Origin of the sequence: Staphylococcus sp. HMSC034G07, from assembly GCF_001835975.1 — a bacterium.
GTDB classification, from domain to species: Bacteria; Bacillota; Bacilli; order Staphylococcales; family Staphylococcaceae; genus Staphylococcus; species Staphylococcus ureilyticus.
Window position 1 is genome coordinate 718,012 of record NZ_KV826609.1, and the last position, 17,551, is coordinate 735,562.

Below are 17,551 nucleotides of genomic sequence, written 5' to 3' on the forward strand. Positions count from 1 at the left end.
TATCAATTTGTGATCTACTAGACCAACTACGCACTGTTAAAACAAATTCATTTTTAATGTTTTGTATTTTCTATGCGCTTGAGTCACCGAATGTTATAATACTTAAGTCGCCTACTCTCAGGCGTCAATAGACGTAGAGAGGAGGTGTATTTTGTGATTGATATCTTTGTTCATTTCATGACTGCTGTTATCAGTGGTTGTATCGTTACGTTATTTGCGTACTGGCTGCGCAATCGTAATGACAAATAATACAGGCGACATTTAGCCAACACCAAAAAACCCCCTCACTACTCGCAATAGTGAGGGGGTTTGGTGTATCTGTATTGATATCTTTGTTAAATATATTATAACACTAAACTTGCATAAAATGCAAAATCATCGTTTGATTTTGCTCGATCAAAAGATTAAATACTTTTAATTTCTAAACCTTCATCGCCCCACGCATCCATGCCACCTTCAACATTGACTGCGTGAATGCCATTGCGTTCTAAATATTGGACGACTTGTGCACTTCTGCCACCAGCTTTACAAATAATATAATACGTTTCTTCTGAATTAAAGTGACTTAAATTATCAGGAATTTTATCCATAGGTATCGTTTCTGCATCTGGTATGACACCCATTGCTGTTTCTTCATCAGTTCTTACATCTACGACATGAACAGGATTAGAATTTAAAATTTTTGATTTCAATTCATCTATAGTAATTGTTTCCATAATATATACGCCCCTTTTGTGTTATTTGGCAACAATATTAACAAGTTTTTGAGGCACCGCAATCACTTTTTTAATATCCTTGCCTTCTATTTCAGCTTTGATATTTTCGTTACCTAATGCTACTGTTTCCATTTCTTCTTTTGAAAGATCTTTAGAAACTTTAATTTTGGCACGAACTTTACCATTTACTTGAACGACAATTTCCACTTCATCATCGACTAATAATGTTTCATCATAAGAAGGCCATGGTTGATAAGTAATCGTTTCTTCATGTCCTAAACGCGCCCATAATTCTTCACCTATATGAGGTGCGATTGGCGCTAACATTTTAATAAATCCTTCAATATATGGTTTATAAATCTCATCAACTTTATAGCAATCATTTATAAATACCATTAGCTGACTAATTGCCGTATTGAAATTTAATGTTTCAAAGTCTTCCGAAACTTTTTTCACAGTTTGGTGGTAACTTTTATCTAAAGCTTTATTATTAGTATTGACTACTTTATCTGTGATTAAACCGTCTTCTGTAATTAAAAGTCTCCAAATTCTGTCTAAGAAACGTCTTGAACCGTCTAATCCTTTATCACTCCATGCAATTGCAGCATCTAGTGGACCCATGAACATTTCATATAGACGTAACGTGTCAGCACCATGTGATTTGATTATATCATCTGGATTAATAACATTACCCTTAGATTTGCTCATTTTTTCATTACCTTCACCTAAAATCATGCCTTGGTTAAATAATTTTTGGAATGGTTCTTTGGTAGGCACTACACCTAAATCATACAAGACCTTATGCCAAAATCTAGCGTACAATAAGTGTAACACTGCATGTTCAACTCCACCAATATATAAATCCACAGGCAACCAATGTTTTAACTTTTCAGGATCAGCTAACATCTGTTCATTATCTGGGTCAATAAAGCGTAAATAATACCAACAACTACCTGCCCATTGTGGCATTGTATTTGTTTCACGACGTCCTTTCATCCCAGTTTCTTCATCAATAACATTAACAAATTCATCTATATTAGCTAATGGCGATTCACCTGTACCAGAAGGTTTAATTTCGTCTGTCTCAGGTAAAAGTAAAGGTAATTCATCTTCAGGAACCGTTGTCATCGTACCATCTTCCCAATGTATAACAGGAATAGGTTCGCCCCAATAACGTTGACGACTAAATAACCAATCTCTCAGTTTATAATTGACTTTTCTTGTACCAGCATTGTTTTGTTCTAAAAGTGTAATAGCTTTTTCAATCGCTTCATGATTATATAAACCATTTAATTCTTGTGAATTAATATGAGGCCCATCGCCATCATAAGCTGCTTCAGATAGGTCTCCACCTTCAATTATTGCTTTAATTGGTAAATCAAAAGCTTTTGCAAATTCATAGTCTCTTTGGTCTCCGCTAGGAACTGCCATAACAGCGCCTGTACCATATGAAGATAAAACATAATCAGCAATCCAAATCGGCGTTTTTTCTCCTGATAAAGGATTAAATGCATACGCTCCAGTAAACACACCAGATTTTTCTTTAGCTAATCCAGTACGTTCTAAGTCTGATTTCATTGCCGCTTCTTGTTGATATTTCTCAACACTTTCTTGATGTTCTGATGTAGTAATTTTATTTACGAGTTCATGTTCAGGACTTAACACTAAGAATGTTGCACCATAAATAGTGTCTGGGCGTGTTGTAAACACTTCAATTTGATCATTGAAATTTTCTACATTAAATCTTACAGATGCGCCTTCTGATCGTCCAATCCAATTACGTTGCATGTCTTTTAAAGATTCAGGCCAATCTAAATCATCTAAATCTTCAAGTAATCTGTCTGCATATTCAGTAATTCTAAGTACCCATTGTTTCATTGGTCTTCTATAAACAGGATGTCCGCCACGTTCAGAAACACCATCGATTACTTCTTCATTTGACAATACAGTACCTAACGCAGGACACCAGTTCACTGCTACTTCATCAACATAAGCAAGTCCCTTATTATATAATTGAATGAATATCCATTGTGTCCATTTATAATATTCTGGGTCTGTTGTATTAACTTCACGATCCCAATCATAACTAAATCCTAATTCCTTAATTTGTCGTTTAAAAGTTTGGATATTTTGTTTTGTGAATTCACGAGGATCATTACCTGTATCAAGTGCATATTGTTCAGCTGGTAAACCAAAAGCATCCCAACCCATTGGATGTAATACATTATATCCTTGCATTCGTTTGTATCTTGAAATAATATCAGTAGCTGTATAGCCTTCAGGATGGCCTACATGTAGCCCTGCACCTGATGGATAAGGGAACATATCAAGTGCATAAAATTTTTTCTGGCCTAAATTATCTTCAGTTTTGAACGTTTTATAGTTTTCCCAATAATTCTGCCATTTTCTTTCAATTTCATTATGATTGTAATTCACTTCATTTCCTCCTGTTCAATAATAAAAAGACACCTCAAACTATTATATAATAGGGACGATGATTTTCACCGCGGTACCACCCTGTTTCACTAAATGTGCGCTCATTTTAATTAATAGTTAGAGATGTCATTCATTCACTTTAAGTCCTGGTAAGTTCACTTGAGGCTTTACGCTAGGTTCCACCCACCCTAGCTCTCTGTCGAAAAGCTTTCAAATTACTACTCCTATACTCTTCTTATGATATTTGAAAAAGCCCTTTATTTCAAGTATAAAGTTGATTTACAAAACTCGCCTTTATGTTTATATAAAATTATTTAAACTATACATAAAATATTATTAATTCAATAACCATTTCTCGCTGAATCATTAATGCTTATTTTTAATCTCATGTACCATGATTGCTCTGTAACAAAAATAAATGAAATCTACATTTTGGGTTCAATATTATATTAAATATCCTTTGGTAATTTGCGATCATAAAATGTTAAAAATATAAGTGATAAAACTAACAATGAAATCATGCTTAAAAACATGATTTGCATGTTAAACATATCAACAACAACACCACCAATAAGAGGACCAAATGCTTTACCAACTGTAGCTGCAGAATTAACGTAACCTTGGAATGAACCTTCTTTCCCATTTGGTGCAAGTTGATTTGCAATTGTCGGAACTGCTGGCCAAACAAACATTTCACCCAATGTTAATATAACCATACCTACCATAAATACAGAAAATTGTTCAGCAAAACTTGTGACAAAGAAAGAGATAATAAAAATACCTATACCAACATACATTTGATGCTTTAAATTTCCTTTTAATAATCTAATTATTGGAATGATTAATGGTTGTGCAACTAATATCATAATACCGTTGACAGTCCACAATAAACTGTATTGGCCCATAGAGATATTTAGCTCTTGAGTAAATGAAGCAATCGTACTTTCCCATTGAATATAAGCAATCCAACAAATGCTAAACATGACACACAGCAAAGTTAATGCAATGAATTGTGGTCTGTACGCTTTATCTAATAAACTCATAGCATCATTTGATTTAACTTTAATGTCCAATTTAATATTAAATTGGCTAATTGCGACTATGGCAAATGCAATATACATTAATAAATTAGCTATAAATATATAATTAAAACTTAATTCTGCCACAAAGCCACCAGATGCTGCACCAATCGCCACTCCTAAATTTTGAGCTAAATATATCGCATTAAAAGTTTGTCTACCACCTTGCGGCCAAACTGCACCTGCTAACGCATAAATTGCTGGGACAATCATGCCACCTCCAAAGCCTAGACAGACTAACCATACTGCATACCATGGCCATCCGTGGAAAAAATTCAACAATGTTGTACTACTTAAACAGATCACAGTTCCAATCATAATTGTCCGATAACCACCCAATTTATCAAATAGATTACCACCTAATAAATTGCCAATGACCATACCAAATGAATTAATCATTAATACTAACCCAGCCATTGTTAAACTTTTGTCTAATTCTTCATTCATATATATTGTATTTAATGGCCATAAAAAACTTGAGCCTGTGATATTTAATGCCATACCAATCACCAACCACCACACTGATTTTGGCATATTCATAACCATAAGCTCCTTTCTAATTTTAAATTTCTGTTTTTACTCTAAACACTATATCATTAAAATATGTTAAAATCTTTAACTAGAATGAATTTAGAAAGGAAAATGTTATATGGGACAATTCTTCCCTTACGCATTCGAGAATAAACGATATCATACTTGGAATTACCATTTGAAAAATAAATTTGGCCAAAAAATCTTTAAAGTTGCAATTGACGGAGGATTTGATTGCCCAAATAGAGATGGCACAGTTGCACATGGTGGCTGTACGTTTTGTTCTGCAGCAGGAAGTGGGGATTTTGCAGGAGATCGTGTAGACCCGATAGATGTGCAATTCCAACAAATCAAAGATAGAATGCATGAAAAATGGCATGAAGGTCAGTATATTGCTTATTTCCAAGCATTTACTAACACACATGCGCCAGTTGAAGTATTAAGAGAAAAGTACGAAACTGCATTAAAAGAACCTGGAGTTGTAGGATTATCTATTGGAACACGCCCTGACTGCTTACCGGATGATGTTGTCGAATACTTAGCTGAATTGAACGAACGTACCTATTTATGGGTTGAATTAGGTCTACAGACAGTACATCAAAAAACATCAGATTTGATTAATCGTGCACATGATATGAAAACGTATTACGAAGGTGTAGCTAAGCTACGTAAACATAACATAAACGTGTGTACACATATCATTAACGGTCTTCCTGAAGAAGACTATGACATGATGATGGAAACAGCTAAAGAAGTAGCACAAATGGATGTCCAAGGCATTAAAATACACTTGTTACACCTACTTAAAGGTACACCAATGGTAAAACAATACGAAAAAGGCATGCTCGAATTCATGTCTCAAGACGATTATACAAATTTAGTTTGTGATCAACTAGAAATTTTACCAAAAGAAATGATTGTCCATCGAATTACTGGTGATGGTCCGATTGACTTAATGGTTGGCCCTATGTGGAGTGTCAACAAATGGGAAGTATTAAACGAAATTGATGATGAATTAGCACGCAGAAATTCTTATCAAGGAAAATACTATGAATCGACGATTAAATCATGAAACTAGAACGGATTTTACCATTTTCTAAAACGCTATTACGACAACATATCAACAAAGACAGCATTGTGATTGATGCCACTTGTGGTAATGGTCATGACACTGAATTTTTAGCACAACAAGTTCCAAATGGTAAAGTGTATGCTTTTGATATTCAAGAGGTTGCAATTCAAAATACGAGCAACAAGACAAACGCATTTAAAAATGTACACTTAATTCAAGATAGTCATGCTAAAGTAAAGCAATATATACAAAGTAATGAAATTGGACAAATTGATGCAGCCATTTTTAATTTAGGCTATTTACCTAAAGGCGACAAATCAATTGTGACAATCCCCAGCAGTACTTTAACAGCTATAGATGAAATATTTGATATATTGGCAACAGAAGGCATAATTGTACTAGTAATATATCACGGACATGATGAGGGTAAAATTGAACGTGATGCATTATTAAATTATCTTCAACATTTTGATCAAAACAAAGCACACATATTACAATATCAATTTATTAATCAAAAAAATAATGCACCATTTCTATGTGCAATTGAAAAAAGATAAAGTATATTAAAAATAAAAATGCATCTCCACATAAATGGAGATGCATTTTTACTTTAGTATAGATATTGATTACCTAATACTATATTGGGTCTAACTTCTCATTTTGTAACTATAATTATTCCCTATAATTTTAAGATAGATTTAAGACTAGATTGTATAGTAGATGATTTTTCACTTATTTCTGCTTTAAAACAATTTAAAAGTTCTTCCCTTTGACCTTTTAAATCCTCATTGAAATGTATAATTACCGTACGTTCATCGTTCACAGGTCTTTCTTTAATAATCCACGCTTTCTCAACTAAATCATTATACGTTCTTGTACGTTTATAAGATTTTATTTTAACATAATTATCCATTTCTTTAAGCGTCATTGATCCTTCTTCCCAAAGTGTTAAAAGAATTAAAATTTCTTCTTTTGACATTTTATATTGTTTCTGTACTTTTTCAAAAATTTCTTCAATATCTTTAAGTACATATTCCAATCTAAGGACACTATCTACCATATCAGCAATTGTCTTCCCCATAGAAATATCCCCCAATCATAATATAAAGTTAAACATGTAAAATTAATTTACCAAAAATTCATTCAATGCAAAATTTATTCATATCGGAATAAATTTTGATATTTTCAATAAAATTAATCTTATATACAGTTTAAAATTAAATTATGAATTATGCAATTAGTTGTTTGATTTTATTTTGCATATCTTTCAAAATTATGGCAGAATTTTCAAACTTTTCACTTTCTTCACTATTTAATTGCGTCTCATATACTTTAACTGCACCATTTCTATTAATTAATGTAGGCACTCCAATATAAACATCATCTTGTTTATATTCACCTTCTAAATAACTAGAAACTGGCAAGACTACATTTTGATTTTTTAAAATTGCTTGTGTAATACGTACCAATCCCATTGCTATGCCATAATAAGTTGCCCCTTTTGATTGGATAATCTCATAAGCAGCATCTCTTGTGTTGGTAAATATTTCATCTATTCTATGTTGTTTATCAGGGTTATCATTTAATAAATTGTATAATGGTTGACCAGCAATATTAGCTTGTGACCATATCGCTAATTCAGAATCACCATGTTCACCAATAATTTGTGCATCCACACTCCAAGGGGACACACCAAATTCTTGTGCTAGTTCAAATTTAAATCGTGCGGTATCTAGTATTGTACCTGATCCAATCACTTGAGCTTTCGGTAATCCTGAAACTTTTTGTGTTACATAGGATAATACATCCACTGGATTTGTTGCTATAAGGAAAATGCCATTAAAGCCTGTGCTCATAATTTTAGTGACAATATCTTTAAATATTTTTGTATTTTTTTCTACTAAATCTAATCTCGTTTCGCCTGGCTTTTGTGCAGCTCCTGCAGTAATGACAATTAAGTCAGCATTACTACAATCTTCATAACTACCAGCTTTTACTTTTACTGGTGAATCACCGTATGGAGCACTATGATTTAAATCTGCAACATCGCCTTTAACTTTTGCTTCATCTAAATCAATTATTACTAATTCATCAGCTAAACCTTGTGCAACTACTGCAAAAGCATAACTTGATCCAACTGCTCCATCACCTATTAAAACCACTTTATTCCCTTTTTCAATTTTCATGCTAAGTCGCTCCTTTTAATTCAAAGTAAATATTACTAAAGATTAATGTGATTTTTTTCACAATATAAATATAACAATCATTATTTTAAAAATCAATGTTTATTGTGATTTTTTTCACATTATTTTTTATAAATAAAAGAGTGTCAATAAAATCAACGACAGATTAAATTTATTCACTCTTTTTATCAATGATTGTTAAGTCATAATTGTATCAATTAGATGGTTGTTTAGACTTATTAAGCATTTTATAAAATGATACTCAAGATCCGATTCCATCATTTATTATATAAATTATGAAAGTTCATTTTCATCATGTACAATAAAACCAATATTACTAGCGCTATTATTAAGAAATGCTAGAACATAGCGCATTACGTCATCTCTTTCAGGTTCATTATGTATTTCATGATTCAACCCAGGCCAAGCTTTAAAATATAACTCTTCTGTAGTAATTTTTTCTTTAATTAAACTCATAGTAGAAATATCAGACACTTTATCTTCTAGTCCATACATTAATAATAAAGGAAGTGGTTTAATATCTTTTAAATGTGTAACAGTTTCTTTCATGATTTCAATGATTTGTTTATACCAATGATACGTAACTTTCTGAAGCATGAGTTGGTCCGCTTTTGCCTCTTCAATAACCTCCTCATTACGTGTTAAATCTTCAATTGTAATACCTATTTTAAATCTTGTATCTTTAGTTAATTTTCCTACATTCGACACAATTTTATCTTTTCTAGTTTTTTTATTTTTCTTGAATTCTAATAATGGAGAAATCAACATTAGCCCCTCAATAGGCACTTCCACTTTTTCAAGTAAATTTAAAATGATAAGCCCACCAAGGCCTACACCTAAAAAATAAGTCGGAAGTTTATACTCATTAGCTATTCTAATCCATTCAAGCACATGTTCATGGTATACTTCGAAGTTTGCTATTTGTCCTTTATTAGCACGTGTAGTTTGACCTTGTCCAGGCAAATCACCCATGATTACATGGTAGCCATTTCTACGAAGCATTGTTATAACATATGCATATCTACCTGTATGTTCGAGCATGTTATGGGCGATTACAATGACACCCTTTGCCTCGTTTTCTGTTTCCCATTTCCACATATTCCATACTTCCCCTTCTACAATAATTTCAATAACTACATTGTATCAAAATATGATGTACTTTTTCCATTTTTAACGCATAAATCATACTGTTATGTGTGCCTATAACTTTATGATTATAACTCATAGCTAAAGCGTGAGACAATGTTATCGTGTAGTATATAATATTTAGTGTAATAAATTTTATTGTAAACGATTTCATTACTATTAGATTCATGCTACACTATTATTGAAAGAACAGCCATAAGCAGAATGGGAGGAATTAATATGCCAATTGTGAAAAATTTTTTTATAGGATTATCTAACAATCCATTTTTAAATAAAGCAGCTAAGGAAATTGGTCCTATGTTCGGTGCCAAGAAAGTAGTTGCAGGGAACACTATTCCAGAATTAGTGGACACAATTGAACGTTTAAATAACAAAGGGATTACTGTCACAGTAGATTGTCTTGGTGAATTTGTTTTAAATGAAGGTGAGGCAATACAAGCAAAAGACCAAATATTAGAAGTGATGTATGCTATCAACAATCATAATTTAGATGGTCATATGTCTATCAAAATCAGCCAATTAGGTTCTGAGTTTGACATTGATCTTGCTTATCGTAATTTACGTGAAATATTACTTAAAGCTAACGATTTTGGTAATATGCATATTAATATAGACACTGAAAAATATGATAGCTTATTTGATATTACACAAGTTTTAGACCGATTAAAAGGCGAATTTAAAAATGTAGGAACTGTTATACAAGGATATTTATATAAAGCAGATGCACTCGTCGATAAATACCCAGAATTACGATTACGTATGGTCAAAGGTGCATATAAAGAAAATGAAAACATCGCCTATCAAACTAAAGAAGAAATTGACGATAATTACATACGCTTAATTAAAAAGCGACTTTTAAATGCGAAAAATGTCACTTCTATTGCTACACATGATGATGCTATCATCACACATATTAAACAGTTTATTAAAGACAATAATATTGAAAAAGATAACTATGAATTTCAGATGTTGTATGGTTTCCGCTCAGAATTGGCAGAATCACTAGCGCGCGAAGGCAATCATTTCTGTATCTATGTTCCATACGGTGATGATTGGTTTAGTTACTTTATGAGAAGATTAGCAGAACGACCTCAAAATTTAAATCTAATGTTTTTAGAAATTATGAAACCCGAAGTGTTGAAAAAAATGGGAGTAGTCGTTGGAGCTCTGTCAACTATTGGAGCATTAAGTGCATGGCTATACAAAAAATTAAAAAAATAAAAATTTTATGGTTAAAATGTATGTAATTTAAACCTTTTAAAAATGTTGTTAGAATAATCAAATGTAATATCATATTTATGAATAAGTGAATGATTACGGATTATGCAAACGATATTTATAGTCCAAGTATGACGAGCAAAAACAAAAATTTAAAACAAAAGAGGCTGGGACATAAATCCCCTTTCTCAAAATTATTTTGTTTGAATCATATAGTTCTTTGACAAATATGACGTATTTTAGCAAGTCTCTCGAAGTATAGGACAAGCTGCTACAGGCTAAAGCTGTCCCCAAAGAAAGCGAGCCAACAATATGAAGTATTGAATAAAAAGACGCACTCAGATGAATTGAATTAAATCATCTGAGTGCTATTTTTTGGATTTATATGCCTGACTCTTATTTTGAGCAGAGGAAATGATATCTAGAGTTCTGACCTAATTTTTATTTTTAAATGACATTACTAATTATTACTTGAATCATTAAATTTTTTTCAATAAATTTGCCATTTCTATAGCACTTACTGCCGCTTCAGACCCTTTGTTTCCTGCTTTTGTACCTGCACGTTCTACAGCTTGTTCAATATTTTCAGTTGTTAAAATTCCAAAGATAACTGGTGTATCTGAAATATCATTCGCTTTTGAAACACCTTTCGCTACTTCATTACATACATAATCATAATGTGACGTTGAACCTCTAATCACACAACCTAAAGTAATTACTGCATCGTAATCACTTTTTTGAGCTAATTTTTTAGCTACTAATGGGATTTCAAAAGCCCCAGGCACATATGCAACATCAATATTTTCTGCAGGCACTTCGTGTCTAACTAAAGTGTCTTTAGCACCATCTAGCAAACGATTCGTAATGAAATCGTTGAATCTACTTACGACAATCGCTACCTTTAAATCTGATCCTATTAAATTACCTTCAAAATTCATGTTTATTCCTCCTATATTAAATGACCCATTTTCTCTTTTTTTGTTTTCATATAAGCTTGGTTATATTGGTTCGATGGTATTACCAATTCAATTCTTTTGGCAATATCAATGCCGTAATTCTCCAAACTTCCAAATTTTTTAGGATTATTACTTAATAAATTCACACGTTTGATACCTAGATATTTTAAAATTTCAGCAGCATATTGGTATTCTCTTAAATCTTCATCAAAACCGAGTGCAATATTTGCTGTAACCGTATCATATCCTTGTTCTATCAATTCATATGCTCTTAATTTATTAATTAAACCGATTCCTCTACCTTCTTGAGGTAAATAAAGGATAACGCCTCCATTTTTATCAATGTATTTCATAGATGCAGCAAGCTGTTCACCACAATCACATCTTTGACTATGAAAAATATCTCCAGTCAAACAAGCAGAATGTATACGTACATTCTCTGTTTCGTTAATATTACCACTTGTGATTGCTACAATTTCTTCACCATCATTTGTTGTAAAACCATACATATCGAAATTACCATATTCAGTAGGCAACTTTATTTTAGCTTTTGCTGCAACAGACGAAACAGATTGCTTTCTATATTTTTCCAAATCTTCGATAGATATCATTACCAAATTGTGCTTATTTTTAAATGCTTCTAAATCATCACCTTTTGCCATTGAACCATCGTCATTCATAATTTCACAAATCAGCGCTGCCGGTTTTGCGCCAGTTAATTTAGCTAAATCTACAGAGGCTTCCGTATGACCACGTCTAGCCAATACACCATTCTCTTGAGCAACTAATGGAAATAAATGGCCTGGTTTATTAAAATCTTCTGCTGTTGTACTATTATCGATTAATGCTTTTGCAGTGAGCATTCTTTCATCAGCACTGATACCAGTTGTAGTGTTAATATGATCAATACTAACTGTAAATTGAGTGCCATATACATCTGAATTATGATTGACCATTGAATGAAGTTCTAAATCTTCAGCTATTTTTTTACTAATCGGTGCACAAATTAATCCTCTTCCATATTTAGCCATAAAATTAACAGTATTATCATACATCCATTCAGTAACCGCTACTAAATCTCCTTCATTTTCTCTATTTTCATCGTCTACTACAATGATACTTTTACCTTTTTTTAGTGATTCAAGTGCTAAATCTATACTGTCCAATTGCATTTTACCCCTCCTAGAATCCAAAAGCGCTTAGTTTTTCTAAACTTAAACCTTTTTCACTTTTACCAACTATTTTTTCTACATATTTAAACAACATGTCTGTTTCAATATGTACTAAGTCACCAACACGTTTTTGATTTAAAATAGTTGATCTTCTTGTTTCTGGTATAAGATGAATATCAAATTCTGTATCTCGTAATTGAAATACTGTCAAACTAACGCCATCTACGGTGATTGAACCTTGTTGTACCATTTGATCGATCACAGAAGTAGATGGTTTAATAGTTACAATTTTAGAATTATCTGAGTTTTGTATTCTAGTAATTCTAGCTACTTCATCAGTGTGGCCAAGTACAAAATGACCTCCAAATCTTCCTGAACCGCTCATTGCTCGCTCTAAATTCACCTCAGCGAATTGATTTAATTGATTCAAATAGGTTTTATTCTCAGTACCTTTGATTACCTGGACTGAAAATGACCGTTCATCAAATTGTATAACAGTTAAACATACACCGTTTACACTAATAGAATCACCAATATGCATGTCAGATAAAATTGTTCTACAATCAATTGTTAAATTAACAACCGCTTGTTGTGTTGTAACTTTTTTTATAGTTCCTATTTCTTCGACAATACCAGTAAACATAATTATTCACTTCTTTCGCAATTCTAATTTAATATTTTGCTCAAGCATTTTGGAATTTACAATTTCAAATTGAGGAACGTCTGATAAATTAAAGACATTTTCTGTTTTGAAAAATTGATTGTCACCAGAACCACCTATTATTTTTGGGGCGTAATATAAGATGAGTTCATTTGTAAAGTTAGATTGGAGAAATTCTGAAGTAATCGTGGGACCTGCTTCAACCAAAACACGTCCAATCCCGTTTTGATATAACTGCTTTAAAATATTTTCAATCGTACAATTTGAGCAATACATTATTTCTATATTTTTATTTTGATTTTTTAAATTTTTATTTTCTGTAAAAATCCATATTGGCGTCGTCGGTTGTTGAAAAATGTCTAAAGTAAAATCGACTTGTCCAGATTTTGAAAGTATCACACGTATAGGTTGTTTACCTTGTTCAATCCTAGTAGTATATTGTGGATTATCTGCGTTTAACGTACCAGTCCCGGTGATTACTGCATCATGTTTATGTCTGAGCATAAATACATCTTGTTTAACAGTTTTGTTGGTAATCCATTTACTTTCACCACTATCAGTAGCTTGTTTACCATCTAAACTGCAAGATACTTTTACAGTAACTTCAGGAACGTCTTGTCGCTTAGTAATAAAAAAGTCTTTGTATAATGCTTCAGCATCTGGCTTATGATGAAACTCGACTTTCACTCCAGCATTTTGTAAAATTTCATCACCTTTAGACGATAAGGTTGTGTCTTTAACAGCATAAACAACTTTTGAAATACCAAATTCAATAATTTTGTTTACGCATGGTGGCGTTGAACCATAATGTGAACAAGGTTCTAAAGATATATAAATTGTCGCTCCATTTGCTGCTGCTTTTGCCATATCTAAAGCTTGTACTTCGGCATGTTTGTCACCTTTTCGTAAATGTGCACCAATACCGACGATTCTACCTTGATTTACCACAACTGCACCCACAGGAGGATTTACACCAGTTTGGCCATCTACCATCTGCGCCAATTGAATTGCATAATTTAAATATTGACTCATATAATCACCTCTTAATAATAAAAAAACACCTGAAACTCATTTCAGGTGTGGGATGTATTTAGATATAACATAATTTACTTAAATTTGGATACACTTCTCCAATTTTTAGAAAAATGTACGTTAAATAAACACTCGTATAAGTGCCTTTTTGTTATACTTCATTCTTTCTCCCATCCAGACTTTACTGTCGGCTCTAGAATTTCACTAGATCAGCCACATTTGCCAAAACAAATGCAGGTCGCAGGCTTAATTTACTGCCGGTTGGGAATTTCACCCTGCCCCGAAAGAATATTTATGAAATTGTAATTGATGATTGAGTCAAAGTAACTTTTGAAAGCTACATCGTTATCGTACTATATATTTCGACAAAAAACAATTCATATTATCTAAGTCGGCTTTATATCAGTAACAACTTGCTTATATTATTGACTTTACAATGCTTATAAGTTGGTTTACAAATCCATTCATCAAAAATTTACATCTTAAAATATTTTCATAAATGATTAAATGCTATACTTATTTAATACTTCTATAATTCAAACCAAAAACGAACGAACATCTAGCAAAAATTACTCTTTTGCTTTCCTCAAAATGAAACCGGATTTAAATTCATTCGGAAACATAATTCATATTTAACTGATTCATCTAAATTGGATAAACATTCGTTTGTATACTACACTACAAAATCAATCATGCTTAGTATTCAACAAATTCTCTACTACACTTACAGCTTGTTTTACTATCATCATAACGCCGTTACGTGATTGATTAATTCCATTTGTAACTTGACCTAAAGCAAACATGTTTTTTAAGGTACCATAACGTGGACTTATAATTTGATTTGTTTCTGGAATGATTTGAATACCACCTAGTGGGTGTGCTTGGACTACTTGCCTATTTTCCAGATTGAGAATCAGTTGATCATCTTGGTCTAATTCTGATAAATGTGATTTTGAACCAGTAGCATTAATGACAATATCAAATTTATCAATTGCTTTAAAATCATCCTCATATTTAAAACAAAATTGATGCCCGTCATATTTAACGTCTTCCAACCCTTTTTTGATTTCAATTTGCCCTTTTTCGATATGATCGATAATTAATTTTGCGGTACGAGGAGGCATTGGGTTCGAATTTTCTTTTAATATAGATTGGTATTTTTCTAAGAATATCTTCTGATCCTCTCTACTGAAACTGTTCCAAATCCAATTTAAATTTTCTTTTGTTAATTCTAAGATACTTTGAAATTTCCCTAGCGCTTCGGCATGTTGTAAATCATAGGTTAAATCCAAAATCGGGTCGCCTTGCCTTCTGTGTACTAATTCTTCTAATGGAATATCATAATATTCACAGTCCTTTTTAAATAATGCCAATGCCTCGTCCAAAGGTACGTTTCCAAAACATTCTTTTTTGATTTCATTAAATTTTTCTGGAGTAAGATATTTAAATTGAATTTCTGGCATATTTCCCCTAACACTGGGTAAATGACCTTTACGACTCGTCACTGTAATAGGTAAATTAGGATGATGTGCCGTTACAAATCGAATGACATCTAAACTTGCTAAGCCAGTACCAATAATGGCAATTCTATCAGTACTATCAACTTCATTTAATGTGTCATAAGTTGGATAAGGTGTTTTTATGTAACCTGGCGTTCCTTTTAATTGATATGGGTCATGATAGGACATCGTACCGATTGTTAAAAATACAATATCATAACGTCGGCGTTTCTCTAAATTTTCAGATGTGCAGACAACATATTCAACCTGCGTATCCCCAATATTAGATTCTATATACACTTCTAATACTGCTTCTTTAATCATATGAATATTACTATATTGATTATGATAAGTTTCCAAATAATCTTTCATATAGTGTCCAAAAATAAATCTGGGTAGATACTCTGGATTAGAAAATTTAAATATAGATTGATGTTGATACCATTCGTAAAATTCTCGCTCATTATTCAAATTTAAAGACATTTGTTTTGCAGGTAAATTGATTAATAATTGGTCGCTGTCATTTTGAAAAGGCACACCTTGACCCATGTTTTTAGGGTTATCATAAACGTCTACTTCCATTTGTTCGAATTCATTATATTTAACTAATTCTTTTAACAAACTAACACCTGCGGTACCCATACCAATGATAGCTATACGCATTTCACTCATCCTTACTTTAATTAATTTATACTTAGTATATCAAGTATTTAATTGATATTACATATTAATGGACTATGCCACCATTATACAAAATTAATATATATGTTAATATAAAAATGTTGTATCAAAAAAGATTTCTAAAACATATAAGGAGTTAAAACATGAAATTTTTTAAAAGAATAATTTATTTATTGATTGTTAGTTCAATTTTATTAGCAAGTTGTGACTTACCTGGTTTAGGCGGCGGTCAATCTAAAAACTCAGTTAAAATTTCTGCTTTAGCTACGAGTGAATCTCAAATCATGGCTTATATGCTTAAAGATTTAATAGAACATGATACAAAAGGAAAGATTACTGGATCGATTATTAACAACTTAGGTTCAGCTACAATACAGCATAATGCATTACTTCGCGGAGATGCCGACATATCAAGTACACGCTACACTGGCACTGATTTGGTTGGGGCTTTAGAACAACAACCTATTACAAATACTCAAAAAGCAATGTCAGTAACTCAAAAATTATTCAATCAAAAATTTGATCAAACGTTTTTCGACTCTTATGGATTTGAAAATACTTTTGCTTTTATGGTTACTAAAGAAACCGCAAAAAAATATGATTTACATACCGTTTCAGATTTAAAAAAAGTAAAAGATAAAGTAAGAGTTGGTACAGATACGACATGGATCAAGAGAGGTGGCGATGGTTATGCACCATTCCGTGCACATTATGGTTTTGGTTTCAATGATTTAAAACCTATGCAAATTGGACTAGTTTACGACGCGTTAAAAAATAATAAACTCGATGTTGCACTTGGTTATACAACAGATGGAAGAATTGCAGCGTATGATTTAGTTGTACTTAAGGATGATAAAAATTTTTTCCCGCCATATGATGCTAGCGCGGTCGCTCCAAATGAATTATTACAAAAGCATCCACAAATTAAAAAATCTATTAATAAATTAGATGATAAAATTAGTACTGAACAAATGCAAAAGTTAAACTATGAAGCAGATGGTGAAGGTAAAGAACCAGCAATTGTAGCCAAAAGATTTTTAGAAAAACACAATTATTTCGAAGATGAAAATTAAATTTCAAGTGTAATTCTATATTTAATGTTATGTGATATTAATCGATTAGTGTTACTATAGCTACATAGTAAGGAA

The 17,551-nt window shown here is 32.0% G+C and carries 16 protein-coding genes and 1 riboswitch; of the genes, 5 read left to right on the forward strand and 11 right to left on the reverse strand.

The features are described from left to right. Nucleotides 1-153: 153 nt before the first annotated feature. The gene (locus tag HMPREF2586_RS12745; protein WP_107360307.1) at nucleotides 154-249 is read left to right on the forward strand and encodes a type I toxin-antitoxin system Fst family toxin; all 96 of its coding nucleotides are present in this window, start codon (nucleotides 154-156) and stop codon (nucleotides 247-249) included. A 155-nt stretch (nucleotides 250-404) separates the two neighbouring features. Here HMPREF2586_RS12745 and HMPREF2586_RS11425 read toward each other — a convergent pair whose 3' ends face one another. The 3 genes from HMPREF2586_RS11425 to HMPREF2586_RS11435 form a co-directional block, all read right to left on the reverse strand. After that, on the reverse strand, nucleotides 405-716 hold the full coding sequence (locus tag HMPREF2586_RS11425; RefSeq protein ID WP_046208340.1) for a rhodanese-like domain-containing protein: 312 nt from the start codon (nucleotides 714-716) through the stop codon (nucleotides 405-407). Nucleotides 717-737: 21 nt separating this feature from the next. Next, on the reverse strand, nucleotides 738-3,152 hold the full coding sequence (gene leuS / locus HMPREF2586_RS11430; protein WP_070039556.1) for a leucine--tRNA ligase: 2,415 nt from the start codon (nucleotides 3,150-3,152) through the stop codon (nucleotides 738-740). A gap of 449 nt (nucleotides 3,153-3,601) precedes the next feature. Continuing rightward, a complete protein-coding gene (locus HMPREF2586_RS11435) occupies nucleotides 3,602-4,771 on the reverse strand; it encodes an MDR family MFS transporter (protein ID WP_046208338.1) in 1,170 nt (389 codons plus the stop codon). A 109-nt stretch (nucleotides 4,772-4,880) separates the two neighbouring features. Between HMPREF2586_RS11435 and HMPREF2586_RS11440 the strand changes: the two genes are divergently transcribed. After that, on the forward strand, nucleotides 4,881-5,834 hold the full coding sequence (locus tag HMPREF2586_RS11440) for a tRNA modification radical SAM protein MnmL/YtqA (RefSeq protein WP_070039559.1): 954 nt from the start codon (nucleotides 4,881-4,883) through the stop codon (nucleotides 5,832-5,834). Beyond that, nucleotides 5,831-6,391: a tRNA 5-(aminomethyl)-2-thiouridylate-methyltransferase MnmM gene (locus tag HMPREF2586_RS11445; RefSeq protein WP_046208336.1), complete on the forward strand. Its 561-nt coding sequence runs from the start codon at nucleotides 5,831-5,833 to the stop codon at nucleotides 6,389-6,391. The genes HMPREF2586_RS11440 and HMPREF2586_RS11445 overlap by 4 nt, the downstream gene beginning before the upstream one ends. Before the next feature lie 122 nt (nucleotides 6,392-6,513). Here the strand turns inward: HMPREF2586_RS11445 and HMPREF2586_RS11450 are convergent, their stop codons facing one another. The 3 genes from HMPREF2586_RS11450 to HMPREF2586_RS11460 form a co-directional block, all read right to left on the reverse strand. After that, entirely contained in the window at nucleotides 6,514-6,915 is a 402-nt protein-coding gene (locus HMPREF2586_RS11450) for a transcriptional regulator, SarA/Rot family (protein WP_064208815.1), read from the reverse strand. A gap of 148 nt (nucleotides 6,916-7,063) precedes the next feature. Next, nucleotides 7,064-8,020, reverse strand: a complete 957-nt coding sequence (locus HMPREF2586_RS11455; protein WP_064208814.1) for an L-lactate dehydrogenase — start codon at nucleotides 8,018-8,020, stop codon at nucleotides 7,064-7,066. A gap of 291 nt (nucleotides 8,021-8,311) precedes the next feature. Then, entirely contained in the window at nucleotides 8,312-9,136 is an 825-nt protein-coding gene (locus tag HMPREF2586_RS11460; RefSeq protein WP_046208333.1) for an alpha/beta fold hydrolase, read from the reverse strand. Between the two features lie 267 nt (nucleotides 9,137-9,403). Here HMPREF2586_RS11460 and HMPREF2586_RS11465 point away from each other — a divergent pair, with 267 nt between their 5' ends. Continuing rightward, the gene (locus HMPREF2586_RS11465) at nucleotides 9,404-10,405 is read left to right on the forward strand and encodes a proline dehydrogenase family protein (RefSeq protein ID WP_070658734.1); all 1,002 of its coding nucleotides are present in this window, start codon (nucleotides 9,404-9,406) and stop codon (nucleotides 10,403-10,405) included. 476 nt (nucleotides 10,406-10,881) lie between these two features. Here the strand turns inward: HMPREF2586_RS11465 and ribE (HMPREF2586_RS11470) are convergent, their stop codons facing one another. The 5 genes from ribE (HMPREF2586_RS11470) to HMPREF2586_RS11490 all read right to left on the reverse strand — a co-directional run bounded on the left by ribE (HMPREF2586_RS11470) (nucleotide 10,882) and on the right by HMPREF2586_RS11490 (nucleotide 16,385). Beyond that, nucleotides 10,882-11,340: a 6,7-dimethyl-8-ribityllumazine synthase gene (ribE, locus tag HMPREF2586_RS11470; RefSeq protein WP_070658736.1), complete on the reverse strand. Its 459-nt coding sequence runs from the start codon at nucleotides 11,338-11,340 to the stop codon at nucleotides 10,882-10,884. An 11-nt stretch (nucleotides 11,341-11,351) separates the two neighbouring features. Continuing rightward, nucleotides 11,352-12,530 carry a bifunctional 3,4-dihydroxy-2-butanone-4-phosphate synthase/GTP cyclohydrolase II gene (locus tag HMPREF2586_RS11475; protein WP_070658737.1) on the reverse strand — a complete coding sequence of 393 codons (1,179 nt, stop codon included), beginning with the start codon at nucleotides 12,528-12,530 and terminating at the stop codon, nucleotides 11,352-11,354. Between the two features lie 10 nt (nucleotides 12,531-12,540). Next, nucleotides 12,541-13,173, reverse strand: coding sequence for a riboflavin synthase (ribE, locus tag HMPREF2586_RS11480; RefSeq protein WP_070658738.1), 633 nt, complete (start codon nucleotides 13,171-13,173; stop codon nucleotides 12,541-12,543). Between the two features lie 6 nt (nucleotides 13,174-13,179). Further along, nucleotides 13,180-14,223: a bifunctional diaminohydroxyphosphoribosylaminopyrimidine deaminase/5-amino-6-(5-phosphoribosylamino)uracil reductase RibD gene (ribD, locus tag HMPREF2586_RS11485; RefSeq protein ID WP_070658741.1), complete on the reverse strand. Its 1,044-nt coding sequence runs from the start codon at nucleotides 14,221-14,223 to the stop codon at nucleotides 13,180-13,182. A 158-nt stretch (nucleotides 14,224-14,381) separates the two neighbouring features. After that, nucleotides 14,382-14,515, reverse strand: a riboswitch (FMN riboswitch). 394 nt (nucleotides 14,516-14,909) lie between these two features. Then, nucleotides 14,910-16,385 carry an FAD/NAD(P)-binding protein gene (locus HMPREF2586_RS11490; protein ID WP_070658744.1) on the reverse strand — a complete coding sequence of 492 codons (1,476 nt, stop codon included), beginning with the start codon at nucleotides 16,383-16,385 and terminating at the stop codon, nucleotides 14,910-14,912. A gap of 161 nt (nucleotides 16,386-16,546) precedes the next feature. Here HMPREF2586_RS11490 and HMPREF2586_RS11495 point away from each other — a divergent pair, with 161 nt between their 5' ends. Next, on the forward strand, nucleotides 16,547-17,476 hold the full coding sequence (locus tag HMPREF2586_RS11495; protein WP_046208326.1) for an osmoprotectant ABC transporter substrate-binding protein: 930 nt from the start codon (nucleotides 16,547-16,549) through the stop codon (nucleotides 17,474-17,476). Nucleotides 17,477-17,551 lie beyond the last annotated feature (75 nt).